Source organism: Crenobacter sp. CS_VA4, assembly GCF_055597485.1.
The window spans coordinates 151,533-176,109 of sequence record NZ_JBVMAE010000002.1; the positions used below are offsets into that span (position 1 = coordinate 151,533).

At 67.8% G+C, this 24,577-nt stretch carries 24 protein-coding genes and 1 other RNA gene; 9 read left to right on the top strand and 16 right to left on the bottom strand.

Annotated elements, in window-relative coordinates:
* Positions 1–194: 194 nt before the first annotated feature.
* The 4 genes from gpmA to ACZ2IA_RS02565 all read left to right on the top strand — a co-directional run bounded on the left by gpmA (position 195) and on the right by ACZ2IA_RS02565 (position 3,821).
* Positions 195–941 (top strand): 2,3-diphosphoglycerate-dependent phosphoglycerate mutase, encoded by a 747-nt coding sequence (gpmA, locus tag ACZ2IA_RS02550; RefSeq protein ID WP_470290997.1) that lies wholly within the window; start codon positions 195–197, stop codon positions 939–941.
* Positions 942–1,024: 83 nt separating this feature from the next.
* A complete protein-coding gene (fucP, locus tag ACZ2IA_RS02555) occupies positions 1,025–2,335 on the top strand; it encodes an L-fucose:H+ symporter permease (RefSeq protein WP_470290998.1) in 1,311 nt (436 codons plus the stop codon).
* Between the two features lie 183 nt (positions 2,336–2,518).
* Entirely contained in the window at positions 2,519–2,989 is a 471-nt protein-coding gene (locus tag ACZ2IA_RS02560; protein ID WP_470290999.1) for a YbhB/YbcL family Raf kinase inhibitor-like protein, read from the top strand.
* A 178-nt stretch (positions 2,990–3,167) separates the two neighbouring features.
* Positions 3,168–3,821: a peroxiredoxin gene (locus ACZ2IA_RS02565; protein WP_470291000.1), complete on the top strand. Its 654-nt coding sequence runs from the start codon at positions 3,168–3,170 to the stop codon at positions 3,819–3,821.
* 64 nt (positions 3,822–3,885) lie between these two features.
* Here the strand turns inward: ACZ2IA_RS02565 and pobA are convergent, their stop codons facing one another.
* Positions 3,886–5,055: a 4-hydroxybenzoate 3-monooxygenase gene (pobA, locus tag ACZ2IA_RS02570; protein WP_470291001.1), complete on the bottom strand. Its 1,170-nt coding sequence runs from the start codon at positions 5,053–5,055 to the stop codon at positions 3,886–3,888.
* A gap of 212 nt (positions 5,056–5,267) precedes the next feature.
* On the opposite strand from pobA, the gene ACZ2IA_RS02575 reads away from it, so the two are divergent.
* Positions 5,268–6,176 (top strand): helix-turn-helix domain-containing protein, encoded by a 909-nt coding sequence (locus ACZ2IA_RS02575; RefSeq protein WP_470291002.1) that lies wholly within the window; start codon positions 5,268–5,270, stop codon positions 6,174–6,176.
* Between the two features lie 85 nt (positions 6,177–6,261).
* Here the strand turns inward: ACZ2IA_RS02575 and cysS are convergent, their stop codons facing one another.
* The 10 genes from cysS to ACZ2IA_RS02625 all read right to left on the bottom strand — a co-directional run bounded on the left by cysS (position 6,262) and on the right by ACZ2IA_RS02625 (position 15,958).
* Positions 6,262–7,638 (bottom strand): cysteine--tRNA ligase, encoded by a 1,377-nt coding sequence (cysS, locus tag ACZ2IA_RS02580; protein WP_470291003.1) that lies wholly within the window; start codon positions 7,636–7,638, stop codon positions 6,262–6,264.
* A 234-nt stretch (positions 7,639–7,872) separates the two neighbouring features.
* Complete coding sequence (gene pcaC, locus ACZ2IA_RS02585; RefSeq protein WP_470291004.1) at positions 7,873–8,259, bottom strand: 4-carboxymuconolactone decarboxylase; 387 nt, start codon at positions 8,257–8,259, stop codon at positions 7,873–7,875.
* 69 nt (positions 8,260–8,328) lie between these two features.
* On the bottom strand, positions 8,329–9,669 hold the full coding sequence (locus ACZ2IA_RS02590) for an MFS transporter (RefSeq protein ID WP_470291005.1): 1,341 nt from the start codon (positions 9,667–9,669) through the stop codon (positions 8,329–8,331).
* Between the two features lie 181 nt (positions 9,670–9,850).
* The gene (gene pcaD, locus ACZ2IA_RS02595) at positions 9,851–10,633 is read right to left on the bottom strand and encodes a 3-oxoadipate enol-lactonase (RefSeq protein WP_470291006.1); all 783 of its coding nucleotides are present in this window, start codon (positions 10,631–10,633) and stop codon (positions 9,851–9,853) included.
* A 3-nt stretch (positions 10,634–10,636) separates the two neighbouring features.
* On the bottom strand, positions 10,637–11,974 hold the full coding sequence (locus ACZ2IA_RS02600; RefSeq protein ID WP_470291007.1) for a 3-carboxy-cis,cis-muconate cycloisomerase: 1,338 nt from the start codon (positions 11,972–11,974) through the stop codon (positions 10,637–10,639).
* A 77-nt stretch (positions 11,975–12,051) separates the two neighbouring features.
* A complete protein-coding gene (pcaG, locus tag ACZ2IA_RS02605) occupies positions 12,052–12,612 on the bottom strand; it encodes a protocatechuate 3,4-dioxygenase subunit alpha (RefSeq protein ID WP_470291008.1) in 561 nt (186 codons plus the stop codon).
* Entirely contained in the window at positions 12,609–13,322 is a 714-nt protein-coding gene (gene pcaH / locus ACZ2IA_RS02610; RefSeq protein ID WP_470291009.1) for a protocatechuate 3,4-dioxygenase subunit beta, read from the bottom strand. The genes pcaG and pcaH overlap by 4 nt, the downstream gene beginning before the upstream one ends.
* A 36-nt stretch (positions 13,323–13,358) precedes the next feature.
* On the bottom strand, positions 13,359–14,570 hold the full coding sequence (pcaF, locus tag ACZ2IA_RS02615; protein ID WP_470291010.1) for a 3-oxoadipyl-CoA thiolase: 1,212 nt from the start codon (positions 14,568–14,570) through the stop codon (positions 13,359–13,361).
* A gap of 48 nt (positions 14,571–14,618) precedes the next feature.
* On the bottom strand, positions 14,619–15,260 hold the full coding sequence (locus tag ACZ2IA_RS02620) for a 3-oxoacid CoA-transferase subunit B (RefSeq protein ID WP_470291011.1): 642 nt from the start codon (positions 15,258–15,260) through the stop codon (positions 14,619–14,621).
* Between the two features lie 11 nt (positions 15,261–15,271).
* Positions 15,272–15,958, bottom strand: a complete 687-nt coding sequence (locus ACZ2IA_RS02625) for a 3-oxoacid CoA-transferase subunit A (RefSeq protein ID WP_470291012.1) — start codon at positions 15,956–15,958, stop codon at positions 15,272–15,274.
* A 205-nt stretch (positions 15,959–16,163) separates the two neighbouring features.
* On the opposite strand from ACZ2IA_RS02625, the gene ACZ2IA_RS02630 reads away from it, so the two are divergent.
* Complete coding sequence (locus ACZ2IA_RS02630) at positions 16,164–16,997, top strand: IclR family transcriptional regulator domain-containing protein (RefSeq protein WP_470291013.1); 834 nt, start codon at positions 16,164–16,166, stop codon at positions 16,995–16,997.
* Positions 16,998–17,171: 174 nt separating this feature from the next.
* Here the strand turns inward: ACZ2IA_RS02630 and ACZ2IA_RS02635 are convergent, their stop codons facing one another.
* Complete coding sequence (locus ACZ2IA_RS02635; protein WP_470291014.1) at positions 17,172–18,503, bottom strand: MATE family efflux transporter; 1,332 nt, start codon at positions 18,501–18,503, stop codon at positions 17,172–17,174.
* A gap of 209 nt (positions 18,504–18,712) precedes the next feature.
* Here ACZ2IA_RS02635 and gcvA point away from each other — a divergent pair, with 209 nt between their 5' ends.
* Positions 18,713–19,609 (top strand): transcriptional regulator GcvA, encoded by an 897-nt coding sequence (gene gcvA / locus ACZ2IA_RS02640; protein ID WP_470291015.1) that lies wholly within the window; start codon positions 18,713–18,715, stop codon positions 19,607–19,609.
* An 88-nt stretch (positions 19,610–19,697) separates the two neighbouring features.
* Here the strand turns inward: gcvA and ACZ2IA_RS02645 are convergent.
* Positions 19,698–19,774: non-coding RNA, sX9 sRNA (locus ACZ2IA_RS02645), on the bottom strand.
* A gap of 73 nt (positions 19,775–19,847) precedes the next feature.
* Here ACZ2IA_RS02645 and ACZ2IA_RS02650 point away from each other — a divergent pair.
* Positions 19,848–20,942 carry an AAA family ATPase gene (locus ACZ2IA_RS02650; protein WP_470291016.1) on the top strand — a complete coding sequence of 365 codons (1,095 nt, stop codon included), beginning with the start codon at positions 19,848–19,850 and terminating at the stop codon, positions 20,940–20,942.
* Positions 20,943–21,015: 73 nt separating this feature from the next.
* On the opposite strand, the gene ACZ2IA_RS02655 is transcribed toward ACZ2IA_RS02650, so the two are convergent.
* On the bottom strand, positions 21,016–21,510 hold the full coding sequence (locus tag ACZ2IA_RS02655) for an Lrp/AsnC family transcriptional regulator (RefSeq protein ID WP_470291017.1): 495 nt from the start codon (positions 21,508–21,510) through the stop codon (positions 21,016–21,018).
* A gap of 122 nt (positions 21,511–21,632) precedes the next feature.
* Between ACZ2IA_RS02655 and ACZ2IA_RS02660 the strand changes: the two genes are divergently transcribed.
* Entirely contained in the window at positions 21,633–22,250 is a 618-nt protein-coding gene (locus ACZ2IA_RS02660) for a LysE family translocator (protein ID WP_470291018.1), read from the top strand.
* 99 nt (positions 22,251–22,349) lie between these two features.
* On the opposite strand, the gene ACZ2IA_RS02665 is transcribed toward ACZ2IA_RS02660, so the two are convergent.
* Both ACZ2IA_RS02665 and ACZ2IA_RS02670 read right to left on the bottom strand, forming a co-directional pair.
* The gene (locus ACZ2IA_RS02665; protein ID WP_470291165.1) at positions 22,350–23,432 is read right to left on the bottom strand and encodes a CmpA/NrtA family ABC transporter substrate-binding protein; all 1,083 of its coding nucleotides are present in this window, start codon (positions 23,430–23,432) and stop codon (positions 22,350–22,352) included.
* A gap of 227 nt (positions 23,433–23,659) precedes the next feature.
* Entirely contained in the window at positions 23,660–24,556 is an 897-nt protein-coding gene (locus tag ACZ2IA_RS02670) for a MurR/RpiR family transcriptional regulator (protein ID WP_470291019.1), read from the bottom strand.
* Positions 24,557–24,577: the final 21 nt, after the last annotated feature.

Consider the following 24,577-nt stretch of genomic DNA (forward strand, 5'->3'; position numbering starts at 1 on the left):
TGGGCCGCCCGTTGCGGGCGGCTGCTTTTTTTACGTTCAGCCACGTAGCCCGGGGGAGTCCCGCAGGGCGAGTCCGGGGTGCGGCGCGCTGCGCCGCTTCTTCGGCCATGGTTATACATTAGCGCGTCCAAGACGCGCCCCCGGACTCGGGCCTGAAGGCCACTCCCCCGGGCAACAGACTAGGAGTGCAACCCATGTACCAGCTCGTTCTTCTGCGCCACGGCGAATCGGTGTGGAACCTGGAAAACCGCTTCACCGGCTGGACCAACGTCGAACTGACCGAGCTCGGCCGCGCCGAGGCGCGTCGTGCCGGACGCCAGCTGAAGGAAGCCGGTTTTCGTTTCGACATCGCCTACACCTCGGTGCTCAAGCGCGCTATCCATACCCTGTGGCTGGCGCTCGACGAGCTCGACAGCGAATGGATCCCGGTCGAGCACAGCTGGCGCCTGAACGAGCGCCATTACGGCGCGCTGCAAGGGCTCAACAAGGCCGAGACGGCGGCCGAATACGGCGAGGCGCAGGTGATCGCGTGGCGTCGCTCCTACGACGTGCCGCCGCCGGCGCTCGATGCCGGCGACGAACGGCTCGCGACCAGCGACCCGCGCTACGCCGACCTGGCGAGAGGCGAGTTCCCGCGCGCCGAATGCCTGAAGGACACCGTCGCGCGCTTCCTGCCGTACTGGCACGACACCATCGTGCCAACGATCCACGCGGGCAAGAGCACGCTGATCGTCGCGCACGGCAACAGCCTGCGCGCGCTGATCAAGTACCTGGACGACCTCAGCGACGAGGCGGTCGTCGATCTCAACATCCCGACCGGCGTGCCGCTCGTGTACGAACTCGACGCGGACCTGAAACCCACCGCGCACTATTACCTCGGTGACGAGGCGGCCATCGCCCAAGCGATCGAAGGCGTGGCCAAGCAGGGGCGAGCCGCCTGAGCGGCAATCGCCTATACCCATGTAGGAAACAGCGGCCGAAATACACAAATAAACGGCCGCACAGCATGCAACGGAGAGAGACCATGTCCAATGGGACTGTCGCACAACACAACTACACCAGGCCGCTGACGGTGCTGACCTCGCTGTTCTTCATGTGGGGCCTGATCACCTCGCTGAACGACATCCTGATCCCGCACCTGAAGGCGGTGTTCACGCTCAGCTACGTGCAGGCCGCGCTGATCCAGTTCAGCTTCTTCACCGCCTATTTCGTGATGTCGTTCCCGTCCGGCTATCTGGTCGAGAAGGTCGGCTACAAGAGGGGCATCATCATCGGCCTAATGATTGCCGGCATCGGCTGCCTGCTGTTCTACCCGGCCGCCGGCGCGCGCTCCTACCCGTTCTTCCTCGGCGCGCTGTTTATCCTCGCCTCGGGCATCACGCTGTTGCAGGTGGCGGCCAACCCCTACGTGACGATCCTCGGCAAGCCGGAAACCGCGTCGAGCCGCCTCAACCTGACGCAGGCGTTCAACTCGCTCGGCACCGCGATCGGCCCCTTGCTCGGCTCGCTCTTGATCCTCGGCGTGGCGGTCAAGCCGGCCACCGAGATCGCCGCACTGTCGTCGGCCGAGCAGATCACCTACGCCGCCAGCGAGGCCGCGTCGGTGCAGCACCCTTACCTGATCCTGGCCGGCCTGCTGTTTATGCTCGCCGTCGCGATCGGCCTGTTCAAGCTGCCCCAGGTGCGCGAGACCCACGAGGCTGAAACGGTCGAAGCCCTGCCGACCAAGCACAGCGTCTGGGCGTACAAGCACCTGGTACTCGGCGCGATCGGCATCTTCGTCTACGTCGGCGCCGAGGTGTCGATCGGCAGCTTCATGATCAGCCTGATGGCGCAGCCGCAGATCGCGGGGCTCGCCGCAAACGTCGCCGGCAAGTACCTGGCGCTGTACTGGACCGGCGCGATGGTCGGCCGCTTCATCGGCGGCGTGCTGATGCGCAAGATCGCCCCGGGCAAGATGCTGGCGTTCAACGCGCTGGTCAACGTGCTGCTGATCACCGTGGCGATCGTGTCGGGCGGCCATGTCGCGATGTGGTCGCTGCTGCTGATCGGCTTCTTCAACTCGATCATGTTCCCGACCATCTTCTCGCTGGCGCTGCACGGCCTCGGCAAGTACACCTCGGAAGGCTCGGGCGTGCTGTGCATGGCCATCGTCGGCGGCGCGCTGGTGCCGGTGGTGCACGCGTTCTTCGCCGATCACATCGGCCTGCTGCCGTCGTTCGTGATCCCGCTGCTCTGCTATCTGTACATCGCCTTCTACGGCGCCAAGGGCCACCAGATCGATTTCGAGGCGCAGCCGGCATCCAAGGACAAGCGTCTCGGCGAAACCGTCTGATCGCCGTTGCCGCGATGAAAAAGCCCGACTTCGGTCGGGCTTTTTTTATGGCTCGCCACGGATTCCCCGGGGGAAGGCGGCCTTGCTCCCCGGCTCGGCTTGGCTATAGTGCCTGCTATCAGGGACGGACGCGTTCCCGCGTCGAGCCCTCTGCCCAACGCACCTCAGGAAGGAGCAACGGCCATGTCACTCATGCTCACCTCTCCCGCTTTTGACGCCCAAGGTCCGATTCCGGCGCGCTACAGCTGCGAAGGCAGGGATGTTTCCCCGCCGCTGGCCTGGACCGGCGTGCCGCCGGGCACCCAGAGCCTGGCGCTGATCGTGGACGACCCGGACGCACCGGACCCCGCCGCGCCCAGGATGACCTGGGTCCATTGGGTGCTCTATAACTTGCCCGCGAGCACGCTGGAACTGCCCGAAAACCTGCACACGCTGCCGCCCGGCACCCTGCAGGGGCTCAACGACTGGCATAAAACCGGCTACGGCGGGCCCTGTCCGCCGATCGGCACGCATCGGTATTTCCACAAGCTCTATGCACTGGACACCGTGCTGCCGGACCTGGGGCGGCCCACCAAGGCCCGGCTCGAAAGCGCAATGAACGGCCACATCCTGGCACAGGCCGAGTTGATCGGCACCTACCGTAAAGAGCGGTAAGCGAGGCACGGCCGTGACGGCGTTACCGGAGCCCAAGCGGTAGAGGAAGGCGACCGGGCGTGCCGCGCCATGGGGCCTATACTGCTTCACGCCACTAGGCTCGACGCAGCGCACCTAGTTCGTAACCGCTGTCGAAACGCGGCAGCACCCCACCCCATCACCCGCAAGGAGGTCGAACATGGCAATCCGCATTGGCGACGAAGCGCCCGATTTCACCGCTGAAAGCACCGAAGGAACGATCCGCTTTCACGAGTGGATCGGCGACAAATGGGCCATTCTGTTCTCGCACCCGAAGGATTTCACCCCAGTCTGCACCACCGAGCTCGGCTATATGGCCGGACTCAAGCCGGAATTCGACAAGCGCAACACCAAGATCGTCGGGCTCAGCGTGGACCCGGTCAGCGACCACCGGGCCTGGGTCGGCGACATTGAGGAAACCCAGGGCCACGCGATCAACTATCCGCTGATCGGCGACGCCGACCTGACGGTGGCGAAGCTCTACGACATGATCCACCCGAATGCCAGCCCCGGCCCGCGCACCGCCGTGGACAACGCCACCGTGCGCTCGGTGTTCATCATCGGCCCGGACAAGAAGGTCAAGGCGATGCTGGTCTATCCGATGAGCGCCGGGCGCAACTTCGACGAGGTGTTGCGCCTGCTCGATTCGCTGCAGTTGAACGCGAAACACACAGTCGCGACGCCGGTGAACTGGAAACCGGGCGAGGATGTCATCATCCCGACGTCGGTTTCCGACGAAGAGGCGAAGAAGAAATACCCGCAGGGCTTCAAGACGCTGAAACCGTATCTGCGCGTCGTGGCGCAGCCTAAGTAAGCACCGCGTCAATCATGTCGAAGGGGCGCCGCGAGCGCCCCCTTTTCTTTGGTTGGAGAAAAGCTTAGAAAGGCAGGCCGACGTAGTTCTCGGCCAGCGCCGTCATCGCCGCGCGCGAGCCGACCAGGTATTCCAGCTCGGAGCGCTGCAGCTCGCGCTGGAACGGCGAAGCGTCGTCGAAGGTATGCAGCATGCTGGTCATCCACCAGGAGAAATGCTCGGCGCGCCAGACGCGCTTGAGCGCCGTGCCGCTGTAGCGGTCGAGCCGCTCGGTCGCGCCGCTACGGTAGAAGCTCTCCAGCGCTTCGGCCAACACCTTCACGTCGGCCACCGCCAGGTTCAGGCCCTTCGCGCCGGTCGGCGGCACGATGTGCGCGGCGTCGCCGGCGAGGAACAAGCGGCCGTGGCGCATCGGCGTCGACACGAAGCTGCGCATCGCGACGATGTTCTTCTGGAAGATCCTGCCCTCGGTCAGCCGCCAGCCGTCGCGGTTTTCCAGCCGCGCGTGCAGCTCGGCCCAGATGCGGTCGTCCGACCAGTTGGCGACACTGTCCTTCGGGTCGCACTGGAAGTACATGCGCTGCACCCCCGGCGAGCGGGTACTGATCAGCGCGAAGCCGCGCTCGTGCTGCGCGTAGATCAGCTCCTCGGACGACGGCGGCGCCTCGACCAGGATGCCGAACCAGCCGAACGGGTAGACCCGGCTGAAGTCGCGGCGCACCGTCCCCGGGATCATCGGCCGCGACACGCCGTGAAAGCCGTCGCAGCCGATCACGAAGTCGCACTCCAGCGTCTGCACTTCGCCCTGGTGGCGGTAGCGCACCGACGGCCGCTCGGATTCCAGGTCGTGCAGACTCACGTCGCTGACCTCGAAGCGCAGCTGGCCGTCCGCCGCCAAGCGCGCCGCGACCAGGTCCTTGATCACCTCGTGCTGGGCGTAGACGGTGATCGCCCGGCCGGTCAGCTCGGTCAGGTCGATGCGGTGGCGCCGTCCGCCGAACGCCAGCTCGACCCCGTGATGCAAGGCGCCTTCGCGGCGCATCCGCTCGCCGACGCCCGCGTCGCTGAGCACGTCCATCGTGCCCTGTTCCAAGACGCCTGCGCGGATCGTCGCCTCGATGTCGGCGCGGCTGCGCAGCTCGAGCACCACCGACTCGATGCCCTGCAGATGTAACAAATGGGATAGCAACAGCCCGGCCGGGCCGGCGCCGATGATGCCGACTTGGGTACGCATGATTCTGTCTCCTCGGGTTTCGCCTTGTAGAGGGCGATTGCACTTATTGCCGACCGATCCGTTTCGATGCCGAGCCGAAGCCTGGCCGAATCGGCGGCAAAAGCCTTATTGGTTTCAGGCTCATGCTATAGAGCCAGCGCTCTACAAAGAGTGGATAATCCGCAAGTTGACTTGTACTATTTGAACGTTTTCAATGCAGACGCCCGCACCCGATGAAACCGCCCCGCTCCGCCCCGGCCGTGCCGGTATTCGCGCTCTACGGCGAATCCGGCCGGATCGCCGACGCCGAATTCGTCCATATCGAACTGATCCAGAGCCGCAGCCGCTTGTACGATTGGGAAATCGACCGGCATACCCACCAAGGTCTGTTCCAGGTGCTGTTCCTGCTCGAAGGCGGGGTGGAGGCGCAGGTGGGCAACGAGCGATGGTCGTGCAGTGGGCCGGTGGCGCTGGCGATCCCGCCGGCGACCCCGCACGGCTTTCACTTCACCGCCGAGAGCCACGGCTACGTGCTGACGGTGGCCGACGCGCTGCTGTTCCGTGACGACACGACGGCGACGCTGCCGCTGCTCGACGCGCTGTTCATGGAGGCGCAGACGATCGACCTATCCGTCTCGCCCGGCTACAGCGAGCGGATCGAGTCGCTCCTGGCGCAGATCATGGCCGAGTCGGGCTGGCCCTTGCCCGGCCACCACCTGATGCTGGAATGGCTGGTGCGCGCGACGCTGCTTCTGCTCGCCCGGCTGCACGCCGAGGGCGGCGAGCTGGAGCGCGGCCGGCGCCGCGAGACCGAGCTGTTCAGCCGCTTTCGCACCCTGGTCGAAGGTCACTATCGCGAGCACCGCGGCGTGCCCCACTACGCCGAACTCCTGCACCTGAGCGAGAGCCAGCTCAACCGCGTGTGCCGGGCGATGGCCGGCCAGTCGGCGTTCGAGCTGGTCCAGGAGCGGCTGCTGACCGAGGCGCGCCGACGACTGCGCTATATCGCCGCGCCGGTGGCGCAGCTCGCGTACGAGCTGGGCTTCGACGACCCGGCGTACTTCTGCCGCTTCTTCAAGAAGCACACCGGGCTGACGCCGAGCGAATTCCGCGACCGTGCACCGGGCGAGGCCGGCGACTGAGCGGCAACAGATGATGGGTTAAAGCCCGGCAAGGCAAAAGGCCAACCGAGAAGGGTTGGCCCTTTTCTTTTGCTCAGCAGGTGCTTCAGCTAACAGGGCTCAGCCTGGCCCCTTCCGCCGTGTCTTCGATCTCGAAGCCGCGGGCGGCGATCTCGGCCCGCAAGGCATCCGCTTCGGCCCACTGCCTGGCCTGGCGCGCCAGCTGGCGCTGTTCGGCCAAGCTTTGCACCTCGGCTGGGATAGCCTCGACTACCGGCTGCCAGCCGGCCAGGTTCAGGCCCAGCACCGGTTCGAAGCGATCGAGCGTCGCCCGCTTCACCGCGTCGGACAGATCGCTTTTCACCAGCGCCCACGCCACCGCCAGCGCGCGCGGCAGGTTCAGGTCCTGATTGATCTCGGCGGTGAAGCGCTCGACATGCGCCGAGTCGGCCTCGCCGCCGGCGGGCCAGCGCCAGTACGCCTCGCGCAGCCGCGCCAGCGCGGTCTGGGCCGCGTCCAGCGCCTCCCAGCTGAAGCTCAGCTGCTTGCGGTAGTGCGCAGTCAGGCACAGGTAGCGATAGGCGAGCGGATCGATGCCGCGGTCGATCAGCGTCTGCAGGCGCAGGAAGTCTCCGTTCGATTTCGACATCTTGGCGGCATCGAGCTGCAGGAAGTAGCCGTGCATCCAGAAATTGGCGAGCCGAGTGCCGTGGCACGCTTCGGTCTGGGCGATCTCATTGCTGTGGTGGACGGCGATGTGATCTTCGCCGCCGCAATGGATGTCGAACCACGGCCCCAGGTACTTGGCCGACATCGCCGAGCACTCGATGTGCCAGCCGGGGAAACCGCGTCCCCACGGGCTGTCCCACTCCATCTGCCGCTGCGCGTCCGGTGCGCTGAATTTCCACAGTGCAAAGTCGGTAGGACTCTTCTTGTCGCCCAGCCCGACGCGCTTGCCCGCCTGAAGGCCGTCTCGGTCGAGCCGCGCCAAATAGCCGTAGTCGTCCTGACGGCTGGTATCGAAATACACCCCGTCCGCGGTCCGATACGTATAGCCGTTCTGCTCCAGCTCGGCGATGAAGGAGATCTGCTCGGGCAGGTGCTCGGTGGCGCGGCACCAGACGCTCGGCTCGAGCAGATTGAGCGCGGCGATGTCTGCCTGGAACGCCCGGGTATAGCGCTCGGCGATAGACCAGGCCGACTCGCCGGCGCGGCGGCTGCCCTTCTCCATCTTGTCCTCGCCCTCGTCGGCGTCCGACACCAGATGGCCGACGTCGGTGATGTTGACCACATGCCGGACCGCGTAGCCGTTGAACTCGAGCACCCGGCGCAGCACGTCCTCGAACACATAGGTGCGCAGATTGCCTATGTGCGCGTAGTCGTACACGGTCGGCCCGCAGCAATAGAGCCCGACATGATCGGGATGGATCGGCGCAAACGGGCGCAGCGCGCGCTGGTAGGTGTCGTACAGGGTCAGGCTCATGGCGTCTCCGGAAATGACAAAGGCCGCCGGTTTTTCAACACGGCGGCCAGTGGGACTCGAACAAACAGCGCGAACGCTAGGCGTCATGCCCCCTCGGCCGAGTGGAACAACACAGCGGCGCGACAAGACGGGAGGCAAACGAACGAGTAGTCATATTGATATATCCTAGGGAGCGCTTCGCGCCGGGTCAAGCCGGCATCCGGCCGATCCAGCGACTAACGTTGGCCGAAACGCTCAGCCCTGCCCGTCCAGCTCGGCGAACACCTGCTCGGCCAGGTGGATCGCCGCGTTCGCCGCCGGCAGGCCGCAGTAGAGCGCGCACTGCATCAGCAGCTCCTTAAGTTCGTCGCGGGTAACGCCGTTGTTGAACGACGCGCGCAGGTGCATCTTCAGCTCGTCCTCGCGATTGAGGGCCACCAGCATCGCGATCGTCACCAGGCTGCGGGTATGGCGCGGCAGCCCCGGCCGGCTCCAGACCTCGCCCCAGGCGTAGCGGGTGATGAAGTCCTGGAATTCGCCGTTGAAGTCGTTGCGGTGCGTCAGCGTGCGGTCGACGTGCGCGTCGCCCAGCACCGCGCGGCGCACCCCCATGCCCTGATCGTAACGGTCGCGTTCGTCCATACCTTCCCTTTCAAACACTCTATTGACTAGCTTGGCCGACCTCCGTCCAGAGGCCGACCCAGTCGCGATTCAAACCGGCTGCGCCGCCAAGCCCGCCTGATGACGGCGCTTGACCAGCAGCGCCACGGTGGCGATCAGCGCCGGAATGGTCAGGATGCTGAAGATGGTGCTGAAGCCCCAGCCGAAACGCATCATCTCGGCGCCGATCAGCGCGCCGGAAATGCCGCCGAAACGGCCAATGCCGAGCATCCACGCCACGCCGGTCGCCCGCCCCTGCGTCGGGTAGAAGCCGGCGGCCAGCGTCGGCATCGACGACTGCGCGCCGTTCATCGCGGTGCCGGCGAGGAAGATCAGCACGCCGAGCAGCAACAGATTGTCGGTACCCATGCCGACCGCGAAGATCAGCACGCCGGTCAGCGCGTAGGTGCTGGCGATCACCCAGTGCGGGTTCAGCCTGTCCATCAGCCAGCCGACGGAGATCGTCCCGATGCCGCCGCCGAGCGGGAATAGCGCGGTGATCAGCGCGGCTTTCTCGATCGAGAAGCCGACCCCCTTGAACAGCGTCGGCAGCCAGCTGGTCAGCAAGTAGAAGATCACCAGGCCCATGAAGTAAGTCAGCCACAGCATCAGCGTGCCGAGCCGGTAGCGCCCCGACAGCACCAGCGACAGCGCCGAACGGCCGTCCGCGACGCGCTGCTCGGCCGCGGTGAAGCGGCTGACGCCGGCGAGCTGGCCCGGCGCGATGCGTTCGAGCACCCGCGCGATACGCTCGCTTGGCCGTTGGCGGATCGCCATGAAGCGCGCCGACTCGGGCAGCACCAGCATCAACAGCACCGCCAGCAGCAACGGCACGACGCCGCCGACCAGCAGCACGCTATGCCAGCCGTGGTGTGGAATCAGCCAGGCGGCGGCGAAGCCGCCGATCGCCTGACCGAGCGGGAAGCCGCAGAACATCGAATTGACGACGATGGCGCGGATACGCTGCGGCGCGTATTCGGACATCATCGTTACCGCGTTGGGCATCGCCGCCCCCAGGCCCAGGCCGGTCAGGAAACGCAGCACGGTCAGCTGTTCGATCGAGCCGGCAAACGCCGAGGCAAGGCTCCACGCGCCGAAGAACAGCACCGACAGCGTGAGCACCACCTTGCGGCCGAGCCGGTCGGCGAGCGGGCCGGCGGTCAGCGCGCCGACCGCGAGGCCGAACAGTGCCGCGCTCATCACCGGGCCGAGCGACGACTTGGCCACGCCCCAGTCCAGTACCAACGCCGGCGCGATGAAGCCGATCGCGGCGGTGTCGAAGCCGTCTGCCGCGACGATCAGAAAGCAAAGCACCAGGATCAGCCACTGATACGGCGAGAAGCGCTGGCGGTCGATGAAGTCCTGTACGTCGAGAGTCTGCGTTGTGCTCATGCCAGCCTCCCTGCGTTGGCTTGGCGCGGGCACGGCCCGGTCTGCAGCGTGCGGCTGCGCGGGGTCTTTCTCATCATGTTCTCCTTTGTGCCGGGCGGGCCGCTCTTTGTCGGCGGCCTCGCTGTCGGCGATGTTGTGCGATGAACGGCTTGTGCTGCCGCTTTGGGTGAACCGGCCGGCGTCAGCCAGCCAGGAACTGCAATACGGTGTCGGTAAACGCGCCGGCCGCTTCGACGTTCGACAGATGCGACGCCGGCAGCTCGACAATGCGTGCGCCGGCCACGCGCTCGGCGATGAAGCGCGCGTCGGCCACGGTGGTGACCGGGTCGGCGCTGCCTGCCGCCAGTAGGGTTGGCCGAACGATGGCCGCGACGGCGTCGCGCAGGTCGGCGTCGGCCAGCGCTTCGCAACAGGCGGCGTAACCATCGGCCGGCGACGCAGCAAGCCCGGCGATCAGCGCGGCGACCTGCCCGGGTGCGCGCTCGGCGAACGCCGGCGTGAACCAGCGCCCGGCCGCCCCGGCGGCGACACCGGCCATGCCGTCTCGGCGTACCTGCGCGGTGCGCTCGAGCCAGGCGTCGGCGCTGCCGATCCTGGCGGCACTATTGCTGACGACCAGCTTGTCGAGCCGGTTGCCGGCGTTGACGCCGAGCCACAGCCCGGTCAGACCGCCCATCGAGATGCCGCAGAAGTGCGCGCGTTCGACGTCGAGCGCGTCGAGCAGCGCCAGCACGTCACCGCCGAGCTCTTCGAGCCGGTACGGGCCGGCCGGCGCACCGCTCTCGCCGTGGCCGCGGGTGTCGTAGCGCAGCACGCGGTAACGTTGGCCGAACGCCGCCAGCTGCGGCACCCACATGTCGAGCGTGGTGCCGAGCGAATTGGACAGCACCAGTACCGGCGCAGCGGCCGGGCCGTCGATACGGTAATGCAGGCGGATGCCGTCGGGGGTAGTAATGAAAGCCACGTGCTACTCCTGGGCCAGCGCCCGGTCGATAAAGGTTTGCGTTGCGCCGAGGTAGCCGGCGGGGTCGAACAGCTCGGTCAGGCGCTTGGCCGACAGCTGGTCGCGGATTTCGGGCACATCGGCCAGCACCTCGCGCAGGTGGCGCTGTTCGGCCAGCGCACGGCGGCAGGCGGCCTCGACCAGCTGGTGCGCCGCCAGCCGGCCGAGCGCTTCGCCGAGCGCCATCGTCACCGCCTCGGCCATGATCAGGCCGTGGGTGACGTCGAGGTTGGCGCGCATCCGCGCCTTGTCGATGTCGAGGCCGGCGAGCATCGTGTTCAGCTGCGTCAGCGCGCCGCCGGTCAGCGACACCACCTCGGGCAGCGCCTGCCACTCGGCGTGCCAGCCGCCGAGGCCGCGCTCGTGTTCCTGCACCATGCCGGCGAGCAAGCCCGCCACCAGCGTCGGCACGCGGTTGGCCGCGGCCAGCACCGCCGCCGCGCCGACCGGGTTGCGCTTGTGCGGCATCGTCGACGAGCCGCCCTTGCCGGCCGCGGCCGGCTCGAACGCCTCGCCGATCTCGGTCTGCATCATCAGCGACACGTCGCGGGCGATCTTGCCGAGCGTGCCGGTGACGAGGCCGCACAAGGTCGCGAGCTCGACCACCCGGTCGCGCTGGCCGTGCCAGGGCAGCTCGGGCAGTGTCAGACCCAGCTCCTCGGCCAACGCCTCGGCCACTTCGACGCCCTGCCCGCCCAGCGCCGCGAGCGTGCCGGCCGCGCCGCCGAACTGCAGCGCCGACAGCCGCGGCCGCAGCTCGGCCAGCCTTTGCCGATGACGGACGACGGCGCTGTACCAGCCGGCGGCCTTCAGGCCGAAGGTGATCGGCAACGCCTGTTGCAGCCAGGTGCGGCCGATCATCACCGTGTGCCGGTGCTGTTCGGCCAAGCTTCGGCAGGTGGCGGCAAGCGTGGCGAGGTCGGCGTCGAGCACGGCCAACACCGCGCGCAACTGCAACACCAGCGCGGTGTCCATCGCGTCCTGGCTGGTGGCGCCCCAGTGCACGAAGCGCGCCGCGTCGGCGTCGGCCGCCTTGATCCGCGCGGTCAGCGCCTTCACCAGCGGGATCGCCGGGTTACCGGCGAGCGCGGTGGCGTCGGCCAACGCGGCGATGTCGTAGAGATCGGCGCGGCAGGCGGCGGCGATCGGCGCCACCGCAGACTCCGGGATCACGCCGACGCGCGCCTCGGCACGGGCCAGCGCCGCCTCGAAGTCGAGCATGCGCTGCACCAGCGGTGCATCGCCGAGTACCGCGGCTAGCGCCGGGCTGCCGAAGTAGGCGGCGAACAGGCGGTCAGTCATCAAACAACTCCTTGCCGCGGCGCGTAGAGGCCGCGCTCGGCGAGTGAAGGCTAGGCCGAACAGCGGCCCGAGCCGGATCAGCAGTCGAAGAACACCGTTTCGTTCTCGCCCTGCGCCACCACGTCCCACTGGTAGTGGCCGGGGGAGCCTGCGCGGGCGATCAGCGTGGCGCGGCGCTCGGCCGGCACCAGGCTCAGCACCAGGTCGTCCTGTTTGGCCGAATCGTCCGGGAAGTACAGCCGGGTGACCAGGTGGCGCAGGATGCCGCGCATGAACACGGTGACGTTCAGATGCGGCGCCTGCAGCTTGCCATCTGGCCCAGGCACCGGCCCCGGTTTGATCGTAGTGAAGCGGAACACGCCCTGCTCGTCGGTCGGAATCCGCCCGAAGCCGCGGAACGCCGGTTCGGCCAACGTTCTGCCGTCATCCGGGTGCGCGTAGCGGCCCTGGCTGTCGGCCTGCCAGATCTCGACCAGCGCGTCCGACACCGGCACACCGTCGCCGTCGAGCACCCGGCCTTCGACAGTGATGCGCTCGCCGGCTACGCCTTCAGGCGCCAGCTGATCGGTGTCGAGCCAGTCGAGGCCGATGCGGAAGTACGGCCCGACGGTCTGGGAAGAAGTCGCTTGCAGGCTCATTTCAGGTTCTCCATCGGGGTGGCATTGCGACCGCGCAGCACGATGTCGAAGCGGAAGCCCAGCGCCTGCTCGGGGATCGTCGTTTCCCAGTCGAACGTCGAGATCAGCCGCTGCTTGGCCTTGTCGTCGGCGACGCAGTTGAAGATCGGGTCGTAGGGCAACAGCGGGTCGCCCGGGAAGTACATCTGCGTGACCAGTCGGGTGGTGAACGCCGGGCCGAACAGCGAGAAATGGATATGCGCCGGACGCCAGGCGTTGTGATGGTTGCGCCACGGGTAGGCGCCGGGGCGGATGGTGACGAAGCGGTAGCGGCCGTGCTCGTCGGTGAGCGCTCGGCCGCAGCCGCTGAAGTTCGGGTCGAGCGGCGCGTCGTGCGTGTCGCGCTTGTGCAGGTAGCGGCCGGCGGCGTTGGCCTGCCAGATCTCCACCAGCGTGTGCGGCACCGGCCTGCCGTTGTCGTCGATCACCCGGCCGCTGACGATGATGCGCTCGCCGAGCGGCTCACCGGCGTGCTGGCGGGTCAGGTCGACGTCACTCTCCTTGATGTCGTCATAGCCGAACACCGGGCCGGTCATCTCCGACAGCGTGTGCGGCATCAGGATCAGCGGCTGGCGCGGCGAGCGCTTCAGCGACGAGCCATACGGCGGGTGCAGGTAGTCCGGCTGGGTACCGGCCAGCGGGCGGTGATAGCCCTCGGGTAGCACGATCATGATCTCTCCTCGTTATTGTGTGGCGGCGACGGCTATTCAGACCCGCTCGATGATCATCGCAATCCCCTGCCCCACGCCGATGCACATCGTGCACAGCGCGTAGCGGCCGCCGCGGCGTTCCAGCTCGTAGAGCGCGGTGGTCACCAGCCGCGCGCCGGACGCGCCGAGCGGATGACCGAGCGCGATCGCGCCGCCGTTCGGGTTGACCTGTGCCGCGTCGTCCGGCAGGCCGTGGTCGCGCAGCACCGCCAGCGCCTGCGCGGCGAACGCCTCGTTCAACTCGATCACGTCGATCTGGTCCAAGGTCAGGCTGGCCTTGGCCAGCACCTTGCGCATCGCCGGCGCCGGGCCGAAACCCATGATGCGCGGCGCGACGCCGGCGACAGCGGTGGCGACGACGCGGGCGCGCGGGGTCAGGCCGTGACGGTGCGCCGCGTCGGCCGACGCGAGTAGCAAGGCGCAGGCGCCGTCGTTGACGCCCGACGCGTTGCCGGCGGTAACCGAGCCGTCCGGGCGCACCACGCCCTTGAGCTTGGTCAGCGCCTCGAGCGTGGTGCCGGGGCGCAGGTGCTCGTCCTGCGAGATCACGATCGGATCGCCCTTCTTCTGCGCGATCGATACCGGCACGATCTCGTCGGCGAAACGGCCCGCCTCCTGCGCCGCGGCGGCGCGCTGCTGGCTGCGCAGCGCGAACGCGTCCTGGTCGGCGCGCGAGATAGCGAAGTCGGTCGCGACGTTCTCGGCGGTCTCCGGCATGGTGTCGACGCCGTAGCGCGCCTTCATCAGCGGATTGACGAAGCGCCAGCCTATCGTGGTGTCCTCGATCTTCATGCCGCGCGAAAACGCCTGCTCGGCCTTGCCCATCACGTACGGCGCGCGCGACATGCTCTCGACGCCGCCGGCGATCATCAGCCCGGTCTCGCCGCTCTTGATCGCCCGCGCGGCGATGCCGATCGCGTCGAGACTCGACCCACACAGCCGGTTGACCGTATTGCCCGGCACCTCTTGCGGCAGACCGGCGAGCAGCAGCGACATGCGGCCGACGTTGCGGTTGTCTTCGCCGGCCTGGTTGGCGCAGCCGTAGACCAGGTCGTCGAGCACCGCCCAGTCGACCGTCGGGTTGCGCGCCATCAGCGCGGCCAGCGGCACGGCGCCGAGGTCGTCGGCGCGCACCGCGGCCAGTCCCCCGCCGTAACGGCCGAACGGGGTGCGGATCGCGTCGCAGATATAGGCGTTTTCCATCATCATCTTCTCTCTATTTCGCGGGGACTAGCACGGCCCCGTGCTTGTTCTCGTTCAGCAGCCCAGCGACAGCGGCACCGGTACCAGGCCCTGCAGGTCGGCGAAACTGACGCCATCGACCAGTTCGGTCACCACCAGCCCGTCGGTGGTGATGTCGATCACCGCGAGGTCGGTGTACAGGCGGTCGACGCAACCGACGCCGGTCAGCGGATAGCTGCAGGCATCGACCAGCTTGCTCTCGCCGTTCTTGGTCAACAGTTCCATCATCACGAACACCTGCTTCGCGCCGACCGCGAGGTCCATCGCGCCGCCCACGGCCGGGATCGCGCCCGGTGCGCCGGTGTGCCAGTTAGCCAGGTCACCGCGCTGCGACACCTGGAACGCGCCGAGCACGCAGATGTCGAGGTGGCCGCCGCGCATCATCGCGAACGAGTCGCCGTGGTGGAAGAAGCTGCCGCCCTCGAGCAAGGTCACCGGCTCCTTGCCGGCGTTGATCAGCTCCGGGTCTTCCTCGCCCGGTTCGGGCGCTTCGCCCATGCCCAACAGGCCGTTTTCGCTGTGCAGGAAGATTTCGCGTTCCTTGGGCAGGTAGTTGGCGACCTTGGTCGGCAGGCCGATGCCGAGGTTCACGTAGGCGCCTTCGGGAATGTCGCGGGCGACGCGTTCGGCCATCTGGTCGCGGTTCAGTCGGTTCATGTCTCTCTCCTTTACGCCGCCTGTGCCGCAACGGCGCCGCCGACGGCGACCACGCGCTGCACGAAGATGCCCGGGGTCACGATCACTTCGGGGTCGAGCTCGCCCAAGGGCACCACCTCGGACACCTGCGCGATGGTCACGGCCGCCGCGGTCGCCATGATCGGGCCGAAGTTGCGCGCCGCCTTGCGGTACACCAGGTTGCCCCAGCGGTCGCCCTTCAAGGCCTTGATCAGCGCGAAGTCGGCCTTGATCGGCATTTCCAGCACGTAGTGCTTGCCGTCGATCTCGCGCGTCTCCTTGCCGTCGGCGAGCAGCGTGCCGTAACCGGTCGGCGTGAAGATCGCGCCGAGGCCGGCGCCGGCCGCCTGGATGCGCGCGGCGAGGTTGCCCTGCGGCACCAGCTCGAGCTCGATCTCGCCGGCACGATACAGCGCGTCGAACACCTGCGAATCGGCCTGGCGCGGGAACGAGCAGATGATCTTCTTCACGCGGCGCGCCTTCAGCAGCGCGGCCAGGCCGATCTCGCCGTTGCCGGCGTTGTTGTTGATGATGGTGAGGTCACGGGCGCCGTGCTCGATCAGCGCGTCGATCAGCTCGGCCGGCTGCCCGGCCGTGCCGAAGCCGCCGATCATCACGGTCGCTCCGTCGAAGATGCCGGCCACTGCGTCGGCCGTGCTGGCTACTGTCTTGTCGATCATGGCGCTTGCCGTTCTCCCTGGTTGACCGGCTGGTTTCACTTGGCCGGTTGTGCGATAAACGCACAGTAGTGCGATATGTGAACCAGTATAGAGAGCGGCGTTTGCACCGAACAAGTGCGAAAATGACATTTCTGCGCGATAATCGCACCAAACCGATACTGCGATGCAGCATCACGGTGCACGTCGCTTCCTGATGGAGAGAGCAATGCCGACTACCCCCACCGATAGCGCCCGCCCGCCCAGCCTGAGCGCCCCCAGCCTGGAGCTCGACGCGTTCGCCGGCGACCCCAACTTCATGACCTCGCTGGCGCGCGGCCTCTTGGTGATCACCGCCTTCGGCCAACAGCAGCGCGCGATGACCGTCGCGCAGCTGAGCAACCGCACCGGCCTGTCGCGCGCCGCGGTAAGGCGCTGCATCTACACCTTGGCCGGGCTCGGCTTCGCCAGCAGCGAGGACGGCCGCCACTACGCGCTGACGCCGAAGGTGCTGTCGCTCGGCCACGCCTACCTGAGCTCCTCGCCGCTCGCGACGCTGGCGCAACCGGTGCTCAACCAGATCAGCGCGCGGGTGCACGAATCGAGCTCGGCGGCAACGCTGGAGGGCGAGGAGATCTTCTATATCGCCCGTTCCAAGGCGACCAGCCACATCATGTCGGTGGACCTGGGCGTGGGCAGCCGGCTGCCGGCCTACTGCACCTCGATGGGGCGGGTGCTCTTGGCGGCGCTGTCGCCGGCGCAGCTCGACGCCTGGTTGGTCCACGCCAAGCTGGTGAAGCGCACCGCGCACACGGTCAGCGACCCGGAGGCGCTGCGCGAGGTACTGGCCGGGGTGCGCGGCAGCGGCTACGCTATCGTCGATCAGGAGCTGGAGGTGGGCCTGCGCAGCATCGCGGTGCCGGTCTACAACCGCGAGGGCCGTGCGGTGACCGCGCTCAATATCAGCAGCCACAGCTCGCGCATGCCGCTGGCGGACATGCAGAACAAGCTGTTGCCGGTGCTGCGCGAGGCGGCATTGGAGTTGGGCAGCCTGCTGCCTTGAGCCCTGCCACGAAACGTGGTGTGAGTGTTTACCGACTGGATCGGTCGCTCTGATGGCCAATAACCCGCTGTGGCAGCGCAGCCCGGCCCGAGCGCTCGAGCAAGCCTGACGCCCAACCATGAAAAAGGCGAAACCGCTACGGTTTCGCCTTTGTTATTACCACCACGATCCATATCAGAATTTGGGCCGCAGTCGGATCAGCTTGCGGGTCGTACTCTCGAAGCGCCAGTACAGCAGCAGGCACACCACCAGCAAGCCCGCGCACATCCCCCACCACACCCCGGCCGGCCCCAGGCCGTGGCGCGACAGCAGCCAGGCGAGCGGCAGGCCGGCGCCCCAGCAGCCGACCGCGTAGATCACCATCGTGATCCGCGCGTCCTTCAGCGCGCGCAGCACCGCACCGGTCAGCGACTGCCAGCCGTCGAGCAGGCACAAGAGCGCCGCCAGCGGCACCAAGGTCATCGCCACCGCGCGCGCCTCGGTCACGTTGGCGCGGCCGTCCGGCAGGAACAGCGCGATCAGCGTGTCCGGCACCAGCAGCAGCAGCGCCGCGGTCAGCAGCGTCCAGACCAGCGCCATGCCCTGGCCGACCAGCGCCGAGCGGCGCACCCGTTCCCAGTCGCCGGCGCCGGCCGCCTGGCCGACCCGCATCGACACCGCGTACATCAGCCCGAGCGGCACCATGAAGCTGGCGATCACCAGCTGCATCATGCTCTGGTGCGCCGCCAGCTGCACCGCGCCGAGCGCGCCCATCAGCCAGGCACAGGCGTTGAACAGGCTGCTCTCCAAGCCCAGCGTGCCGGCGGTCGGCACGCCGATCTTGAGCAGCGGGCGCATGATCGCCAGGTCAGGTCGGCCGAAGCCGGCGAAGATCGGATAACGGGTAAATGCACGGTGGCGCGTAACCACCCAGCTGAACGCCAGCCCCATATACAGATAGGTGAGGGCCGACGCCAGCGCGATGCCGTACACGCCGATCCAGTGCGACAGCCCCCAGCCTAGCGCCGCCGACAGCGCCAGCGCGCTGAACGTGATGAACGGCACCGGGCCCGGCTTGCCGATGCCCGACGCGAAGCCGCGCAGCGCCATGAACAGCAGGCTGAACGGCATGCCCCACACCAACAGCCGCAGGAAGCCCTGCGCGACCTCGGCGGTGGCCGGCTCCTGGCCGAGCGCCAGCATCACCGGCTTGGCGTGCCACAGGCCGACGCCGATCGCGAGCGACAGCAGCGCCGACAGCAGGATGCCGGCACGCACCGCCGCCACCACCTCGCGGCGCCGCCCGGCGCCGTGCGCCAGCGCCACCAGATTGCTCGACGCCGAGATCGCGCCGAACGCCAGGATGTAGCAGAAGTAGTACGCCGACAGCGCCAGCGCGCCGCCCGACAGCGCCTGTGGGCCGAGCCGGCCCATCAGCAGCGTGTCGATGAACAGGATGCCGGTCTGGGCGAACTGCGACAGCACCAGCGGGATCGCCAGCACCATGATCGCGCGGCCGTCTTCCATGACCGTGCCGCATCGCGTGAAAATGAACAGGGATTGCAGGAACAAGAGCCTGCTTTTGAGGAGGGCTAGCATAAAGATCGATACCAGTTTGTTTTTGGTAGGTTTTGTTGGATATTACGGATAGTCATAAGCAATGACAAAGCAGTAATATGCATGCCGGTCATGCAAAAAACTCATGGCTAGCCGATTGACCCAACCACGTCACCACCATGCGCCTGCCCCCGCTCAACGCCCTGCGCGTGTTCATCGCCGCCGCCGAACACCTGTCGTTCACCCGCGCCGCCGCCGCGCTGCACCTGACCCAGGGCGCGGTCAGCCGGCAGGTCCAGGCGCTGGAGGAGTTCTACGGCACGCCCTTGTTCGTGCGCCAGGCGCGTGGGCTCAGCCTGACCGCCGAGGGCGAGGCGCTGCTCGGCCCGGTGCGCGACGCGTTCCGGCGCCTGCACGAGGCGAGCGAAACGCTCAAGGTGCGCCAGAGCGACCTCAGGGTGCGCTGCCCGCCTACCCCGGCGATGCGCTGGCTGCTCCCCAACCTGCCGGGCTTCCAGGCGCAGCACCCGGCGTTCACCGTGCACCTGATCACCCAGATGCAGCACGACACGCCGTTCAACCGCGCCGAGTGCGACCTCGCGCTGATCGGCATGGACAGCGATGAGCCGCCACCCGGCCTGTTGGCCGAACGGGTCAGCCGCGAGCTGTTGGTGCCGGTGTGCGCGCCGGCCTTGGTCGACGGCCCGCTGCCGCTACGCGAGCCGAACGATCTGGCCTACCGCACGCTGCTGCACCCGTGGCGCGAACAGGACAGCTGGCGGCGCTGGTTGCGCCTGGCCGGTGCCGACCGCGTTGACCCGGCCAGCGGCATCACCTTCGACACGCTGGAGTACGCGCTGCACGCCGCCGCCAACGGCATGGGCGTGACGCTCGGCCAGCTGTCGATGGTTCGTGACGACGTGACGCGCGGCCGGCTGGTGATCCCGTTCGACACGGTGCTGGAAACCGAGTGGAGCTATTACCTGGTCTATCCGGAAGAAAGCGCGGAGCAGCCGAAGATCCGCGCGTTTCGCGACTGGCTGAAGAACCTGCTGGCGCAGGAAGACGAACGCTGAAGCGAGTCGGCCAGCCCGGCATCAACGTTGGCCGAACGGCCATGACGGAACCGACCGGCGTCAAGCCGGTCTGTCGATTTTCACCAGGGGCCACGAAAAACCGTTGCGAGCGGCACGCAGGCAAGGCGGACGGAGCGCAGGAACCGGAATGGACTCCATGTCCATGAGGATTCCGAGCACCGCCCAACGCCGCATCCGTGCCGCGAAGCAGGTTTGTCGTGTGCCCCGAAGGATTCCCATGCCGATCCAGACCCTTACCCTGCAGGGCTACCGCTCGATCCGCAAGCTGACCCTGGAGCTCGGCGCGCTCAACGTCATCGTCGGCCCGAACTGCTGCGGAAAATCGAATCTGTATAAGGGCGTACGGCTGCTCGCCGAGGCGGCGCAGGGCCGGTTGTCGTCGGCGCTCGCCGCCGAGGGCGGCATCCAGAAGGCGATGTGGGCCGGCGGTTCACGCGGCGGCAACGCCGGTGCGCCGCGGCGACTGATCCTGGCGGCGCAGATGGACGACTACGCCTACGAGCTGCAGGTCGGTTACCCGGAGCCGACCCGCAGCCTGTTCGCGCTCGACCCGCTGGTGAAGGAGGAAACGCTGTGGCTGACCGCGTCGGGGCGGCGGCCGTCGGTGCTGATTCTGGAGCGGCGCAACCAGAGCGCCACGCTCGTCAACGTCGAAGGCGTGCGCAGCGGCTACGCGGCGCGCTTGCAGCCCGAGGAGTCGGTGTTCGGCCAACTGGCCGAGCCGCACCTCTACCCCGAGGTGTCGATCGTGCGCGAGACGCTGCGCCAGTGGCGCTTCTATCACGAATTCGCGGTGTGGCCCGGCTCGCCGCTGCGTGCGCCGCAGGTCGGCATTCGCACCCCGGTGCTGGCGCACGACGGCCGCGACCTGGCCGCCGCCTGGCAGACCATCGTCGAGATCGGCGATGTCGAGCGGCTGACCCGCATCGTCGGCGAGGCGTTTCCCGACTGCCGCTTCGAGGTGATCGCCCCGCAGGGCCGCTTCGAATTGCAGATGGACCGCGACGGCATCCTGCGCCCGCTCGACACGGCCGAGTTTTCCGACGGTACGCTGCGCTTCCTGTGCTTCGCGGTGGCGCTGCTCAACCCGCGACCGCCGGCGTTCATGGCACTGAACGAGCCGGAAAACAGCCTGCACCCGGACCTCTTGCCGGCGCTGGCACACTTGATCGCTGAGGCGAGCCGCTACAGCCAGCTGTGGGTGACCACCCACTCGCAGCGGCTGGCGGCGCTGATCGCCCGCCATGCCGACGCCACCCGCTACGCGCTGGCGCTAGATAACGGCGAGACGGTGCTGGCCGACGAGGGCTAGCCGGCGCTGTTGCGCCCCACCACGACAAAACAGGCGCCCGCGTGCGCCTGTTCTCTTGCCGTCTCAAGTCGGTTCAACGCCCCGCCGACCCCTGTCCCACCGGCAGCCGGCTCGACGACTTCACCTCGCGCAGCGACAGGCTGGAGCGGATCGACGACACTCCGGGCAGCTGGCGCAACACGTCGCGGACGAAGATGCCGTACGCCTCCAGATCGTCGGCGACCACCTGCAACAGGTAGTCACATTCGCCGGTCAGGTTGTGGCAGGACAGCACCTCCGGAATCGCCTGCACCGCCGCCTCGAAGCGCAGCGGTGCGTCGCCGGTGTGGCTGCCGAAGCCGACCTGCACGAAGGCGAGCACGCCGTAGCCGAGCTTCTTGCGATCCAGATTGGCCTGGTAGCCCTCGATATAGCCGTCGGCCTCCAGCCGTTTCAGCCGGCGCCAGCACGGCGTCTCGCTCAGCGCCACCTGTTCGGCCAACTTGGCGTTGGACAGCCGGCCGTCCTGCTGCAATAAGGTCAGGATGGTACGGTCGACGTCGTCGAGGTCGGATTTGGGCAGAGCCATTTCTTTATGACACCAATAGGGAAAGAATCTTTCCCAATCTAGCGCGAGCACGCAAGAGAAAGCAAAGCAATTTCACCCCACCGGCAGCAAACTACAGCATTGCCAACGCGAGGAGCGTCACCATGCTGTCCCTGCCCGTCCTGTCGCTGTATCTTGCCGCGCTGGTCGCGGTCTACGTGCTGCCGGGGCCGGACATGGCGCTGGTGATGGCCACTTCGGCCAACCGCGGCGTCAAGACCGGCCTAATGACCGCGCTCGGCATCGGCGCCGCGCGCTTCCTGCACGTGATGATGTCCGGGCTGGGACTCGCCGCCTTGCTGGCGACGCACCCGGCGCTGTTCGACGCGGTGCGCTGGGGCGGCGCGGCGTACCTGTTGTGGCTCGCCTGGAAGGTGGTGCACGCCAAGCCGGCGCCGGCGGACGCGCCCGAAGCCGCCGGTTCGGGCCGCGCGGCGATCGCGCGTGGCTTCCTGACCAATCTGCTCAACCCCAAGGCGCTGATGTTCTGCGCGCTGTTCCTGCCGCAGTTCGTCTCGCCGGCGCACGGCGCGGTGCTGCCGCAGTTCGTGCTGCTCGGCGCGATCCTGGTCGCGGTCGGGCTGTGTTTCGACACCGCCTACGCGCTTGCCGCCGGCGGCCTCGCCCGCCGGCTGAAGGGCCGCAAACCGATGATGAAGCTGCAGAAGGGCTTGCTCGGCGGCGTATTCGTGGTGATGGCCGGGCGCTTGATCCTCAGCTAACAGCCGCCCGATATGTTCTGACCCGCGGCGTCCGATCGGCCGCCGCGGGCACCACCCCGGTGCAAGCGCCCTCCTCGCTGCACCGCCAAAACGCGCCGTTCAACGGTGCCGCGCCAGCGCCTCCGCTTGCCGCGCGTCCTCGCTCCCTCCCCACTTCCGCCCATCGATCAGCACGCTGCACCGCCGCTCGTCACGAGGCAGCGGCACGCCGAGTTGGCCGGCCGCATCGCGGTACAAGCGGGTCTGGTTGACTTGCGAGACCAGCTGCGGAGCTACCGGCCTGCTGAGCATTCCCCAGCGGCGAAACTCGGCAAGAAACCATTCCGCGTCGGACAGGTACGGGTAGTTCACCTCGCCGTCGGCATAGAAGCGCAGCGGCCGGGCACCCGGCGACAGCTCGGTGCCGACCAGGCGTGGGGCGATTAGCTCGGCCGGCAGGCCGATCAGGCCCGGTTCGGCCAACCAGTCGGCCGCCTGGCGGCGGTGCACCGGGTCGTCCAGCCAGCGGCACGCGTCGAGCAAGGTCATCACCAGCGCCCGCGCGCTATTGGGATGCTGGCCGACGAAATCGCGCCGGCAGGCCAGCACTTTTTCCGGATGATCGGGCCAGATCTGGCTGCTGCTGATCACGCTGCGGCCGCTGCCGTCGGCCTCGGCCATGCTGTGCCACGGCTCGCCGCAGCAGAAGCCGTCCAGCCCGCCACGCGCCAAGGCGGCGGCCATCGCCGCCGGCGGCAGCGTCACGCTGTCGAGCTCCTTGGGCGGGTCGACCTCGTGCGCCGCCAGCCAGTAGTTGAGCCAGAGCGCGTGCGTGCCGGTCGGCAGCGTGTGGGCAACGGTCGGCCGGCGCCCATGGCCGAGCAGCGCGGCGCGCAGCGCCCGGCCGGACTGCAACGCTTCGGCGAGCGGTCGCGCCAGCGTGATCGCCTGGCCGTTCTGGTTCAGCGTCATCAGCACCGCCATGTCGACCTGCGGCCCACCGAGACCGAGCGTCATCGCGTACGCCATGCCGTACAGCGACTGCGCGGCGTCGATCTCACCGCCATGCAAGCGATCGCGCAGCGCCGACCACGACGGCTGACGCCGCAACTCCAGCGTCAGACCGTAGCGCCGGCCGAGGCCGAGCCGGCTCGCCACCAACAGCGGCGCGCAGTCGCTCAGCGGCAGAAAGCCCAGCCGCAGGTGGCGCTGCTACGGTGCGTCGGAACCGGTGACGGGCGTGCGTGACGATGGGGGCATGGCGGAACTCCGGTCGGTGGCCGAGGGCCGGGGTGAGGGTCTGGTGGCGCCGCGGTTCGAAGCCGCACCACACCCTGCTCCAACGCAAGATCTATGCCGGGAACCACCGCAAAAAGCAGAACGCCGACCGGTCTGCCCGGTCGGCGTTCTCTGTCTCGCTCCGAAACCGCTCAGCCCTGCCGGACCGCCCACATTGGCGTAGCCTCGGCCGCCTCCTGCTCGCCCAGCCGCCCGCGCATCGTCTCCAGTTCCTGCAGCCGCGCGCTGATGCCCAACCAGTTGCGCGCGTTCAGCGCGGCGATCACCGCGTCGACCAGCATCATCAGCGGCGTGTTGCTGTCCCAACCGGCCGGGCCGGCGGTGTGCGCGACCAGCGTGTGGCGCGCCACCCGCGAGATCGGCGACAGCCACTGGTCGGTGAACAGCACCACCGTCACCTTGCGCTCGGCCGCCATCGCGGCAAAGGTGGCGGCCTCGTCCCAGTAGCGACGGATGTCGAACACCACCAGCACGTCGTGCTTGTCCATGTCGACCAGCGTGTCGGCCCAGCTGGCCGGCAGGCCGCGCAGGTGGGTGACGCTCGGCCGAACGACCTTCAAGTGATGCCCCAGATACGCCGCCAGCGACTCGGTGAGCCGGCCCCCGAGCAGCCAGACGCGCAAGCGGCTGTCGGCGAGCAGGCTGACCACGTCGTCGAACTCGACCCGCGGCAGGTTGACCACGGTTTCGCGGATCAGCTCGGTCAACCGCCGCGCGTGGCTCGCGAGGAAGTCGTCGTCATCGTCCAGCTCGCTCTGGTTGTGGCGCACCAAAGGCGACTGCAGCCGCTCCTCCAACTCTTCGCGCAGCGCGCTCTGGAACGTGGCGTAGCTGTCGAAACCCAGCTTGCCGACAAAGCGCAGCACGGTCGGCCCGCTGACGTCGGCACGCGCCGCCAGCATCGCGATCGTCTCCAGCCCCGCCACCGGGTAGTTGGCCAGCAGCGAGCGGCCAATCTTGCGCTCGGTCGGAGTCAGCGTGTCGAACAGCTGGCGCAGCTCTTCGGCGATGGAACGGCGTCCTTCCATGGGCTTCCTTCCCTATTGTCG

What these genes read in the sequence shown, in the direction of transcription:
- gpmA (WP_470290997.1), top strand. Translation starts at nt 195, where the DNA reads ATGTACCAGCTCGTTCTTCTGCGCCACGGCGAATCGGTGTGGAACCTG.
- fucP (WP_470290998.1), top strand. Translation starts at nt 1,025, where the DNA reads ATGTCCAATGGGACTGTCGCACAACACAACTACACCAGGCCGCTGACG.
- ACZ2IA_RS02560 (WP_470290999.1), top strand. Translation starts at nt 2,519, where the DNA reads ATGTCACTCATGCTCACCTCTCCCGCTTTTGACGCCCAAGGTCCGATT.
- ACZ2IA_RS02565 (WP_470291000.1), top strand. Translation starts at nt 3,168, where the DNA reads ATGGCAATCCGCATTGGCGACGAAGCGCCCGATTTCACCGCTGAAAGC.
- pobA (WP_470291001.1), bottom strand. Translation starts at nt 5,055, where the DNA reads ATGCGTACCCAAGTCGGCATCATCGGCGCCGGCCCGGCCGGGCTGTTG.
- ACZ2IA_RS02575 (WP_470291002.1), top strand. Translation starts at nt 5,268, where the DNA reads ATGAAACCGCCCCGCTCCGCCCCGGCCGTGCCGGTATTCGCGCTCTAC.
- cysS (WP_470291003.1), bottom strand. Translation starts at nt 7,638, where the DNA reads ATGAGCCTGACCCTGTACGACACCTACCAGCGCGCGCTGCGCCCGTTT.
- pcaC (WP_470291004.1), bottom strand. Translation starts at nt 8,259, where the DNA reads ATGGACGAACGCGACCGTTACGATCAGGGCATGGGGGTGCGCCGCGCG.
- ACZ2IA_RS02590 (WP_470291005.1), bottom strand. Translation starts at nt 9,669, where the DNA reads ATGAGCACAACGCAGACTCTCGACGTACAGGACTTCATCGACCGCCAG.
- ACZ2IA_RS02600 (WP_470291007.1), bottom strand. Translation starts at nt 11,974, where the DNA reads ATGACTGACCGCCTGTTCGCCGCCTACTTCGGCAGCCCGGCGCTAGCC.
- pcaG (WP_470291008.1), bottom strand. Translation starts at nt 12,612, where the DNA reads ATGAGCCTGCAAGCGACTTCTTCCCAGACCGTCGGGCCGTACTTCCGC.
- pcaH (WP_470291009.1), bottom strand. Translation starts at nt 13,322, where the DNA reads ATGATCGTGCTACCCGAGGGCTATCACCGCCCGCTGGCCGGTACCCAG.
- pcaF (WP_470291010.1), bottom strand. Translation starts at nt 14,570, where the DNA reads ATGATGATGGAAAACGCCTATATCTGCGACGCGATCCGCACCCCGTTC.
- ACZ2IA_RS02620 (WP_470291011.1), bottom strand. Translation starts at nt 15,260, where the DNA reads ATGAACCGACTGAACCGCGACCAGATGGCCGAACGCGTCGCCCGCGAC.
- ACZ2IA_RS02625 (WP_470291012.1), bottom strand. Translation starts at nt 15,958, where the DNA reads ATGATCGACAAGACAGTAGCCAGCACGGCCGACGCAGTGGCCGGCATC.
- ACZ2IA_RS02630 (WP_470291013.1), top strand. Translation starts at nt 16,164, where the DNA reads ATGCCGACTACCCCCACCGATAGCGCCCGCCCGCCCAGCCTGAGCGCC.
- ACZ2IA_RS02635 (WP_470291014.1), bottom strand. Translation starts at nt 18,503, where the DNA reads ATGGAAGACGGCCGCGCGATCATGGTGCTGGCGATCCCGCTGGTGCTG.
- gcvA (WP_470291015.1), top strand. Translation starts at nt 18,713, where the DNA reads ATGCGCCTGCCCCCGCTCAACGCCCTGCGCGTGTTCATCGCCGCCGCC.
- ACZ2IA_RS02650 (WP_470291016.1), top strand. Translation starts at nt 19,848, where the DNA reads ATGCCGATCCAGACCCTTACCCTGCAGGGCTACCGCTCGATCCGCAAG.
- ACZ2IA_RS02655 (WP_470291017.1), bottom strand. Translation starts at nt 21,510, where the DNA reads ATGGCTCTGCCCAAATCCGACCTCGACGACGTCGACCGTACCATCCTG.
- ACZ2IA_RS02660 (WP_470291018.1), top strand. Translation starts at nt 21,633, where the DNA reads ATGCTGTCCCTGCCCGTCCTGTCGCTGTATCTTGCCGCGCTGGTCGCG.
- ACZ2IA_RS02670 (WP_470291019.1), bottom strand. Translation starts at nt 24,556, where the DNA reads ATGGAAGGACGCCGTTCCATCGCCGAAGAGCTGCGCCAGCTGTTCGAC.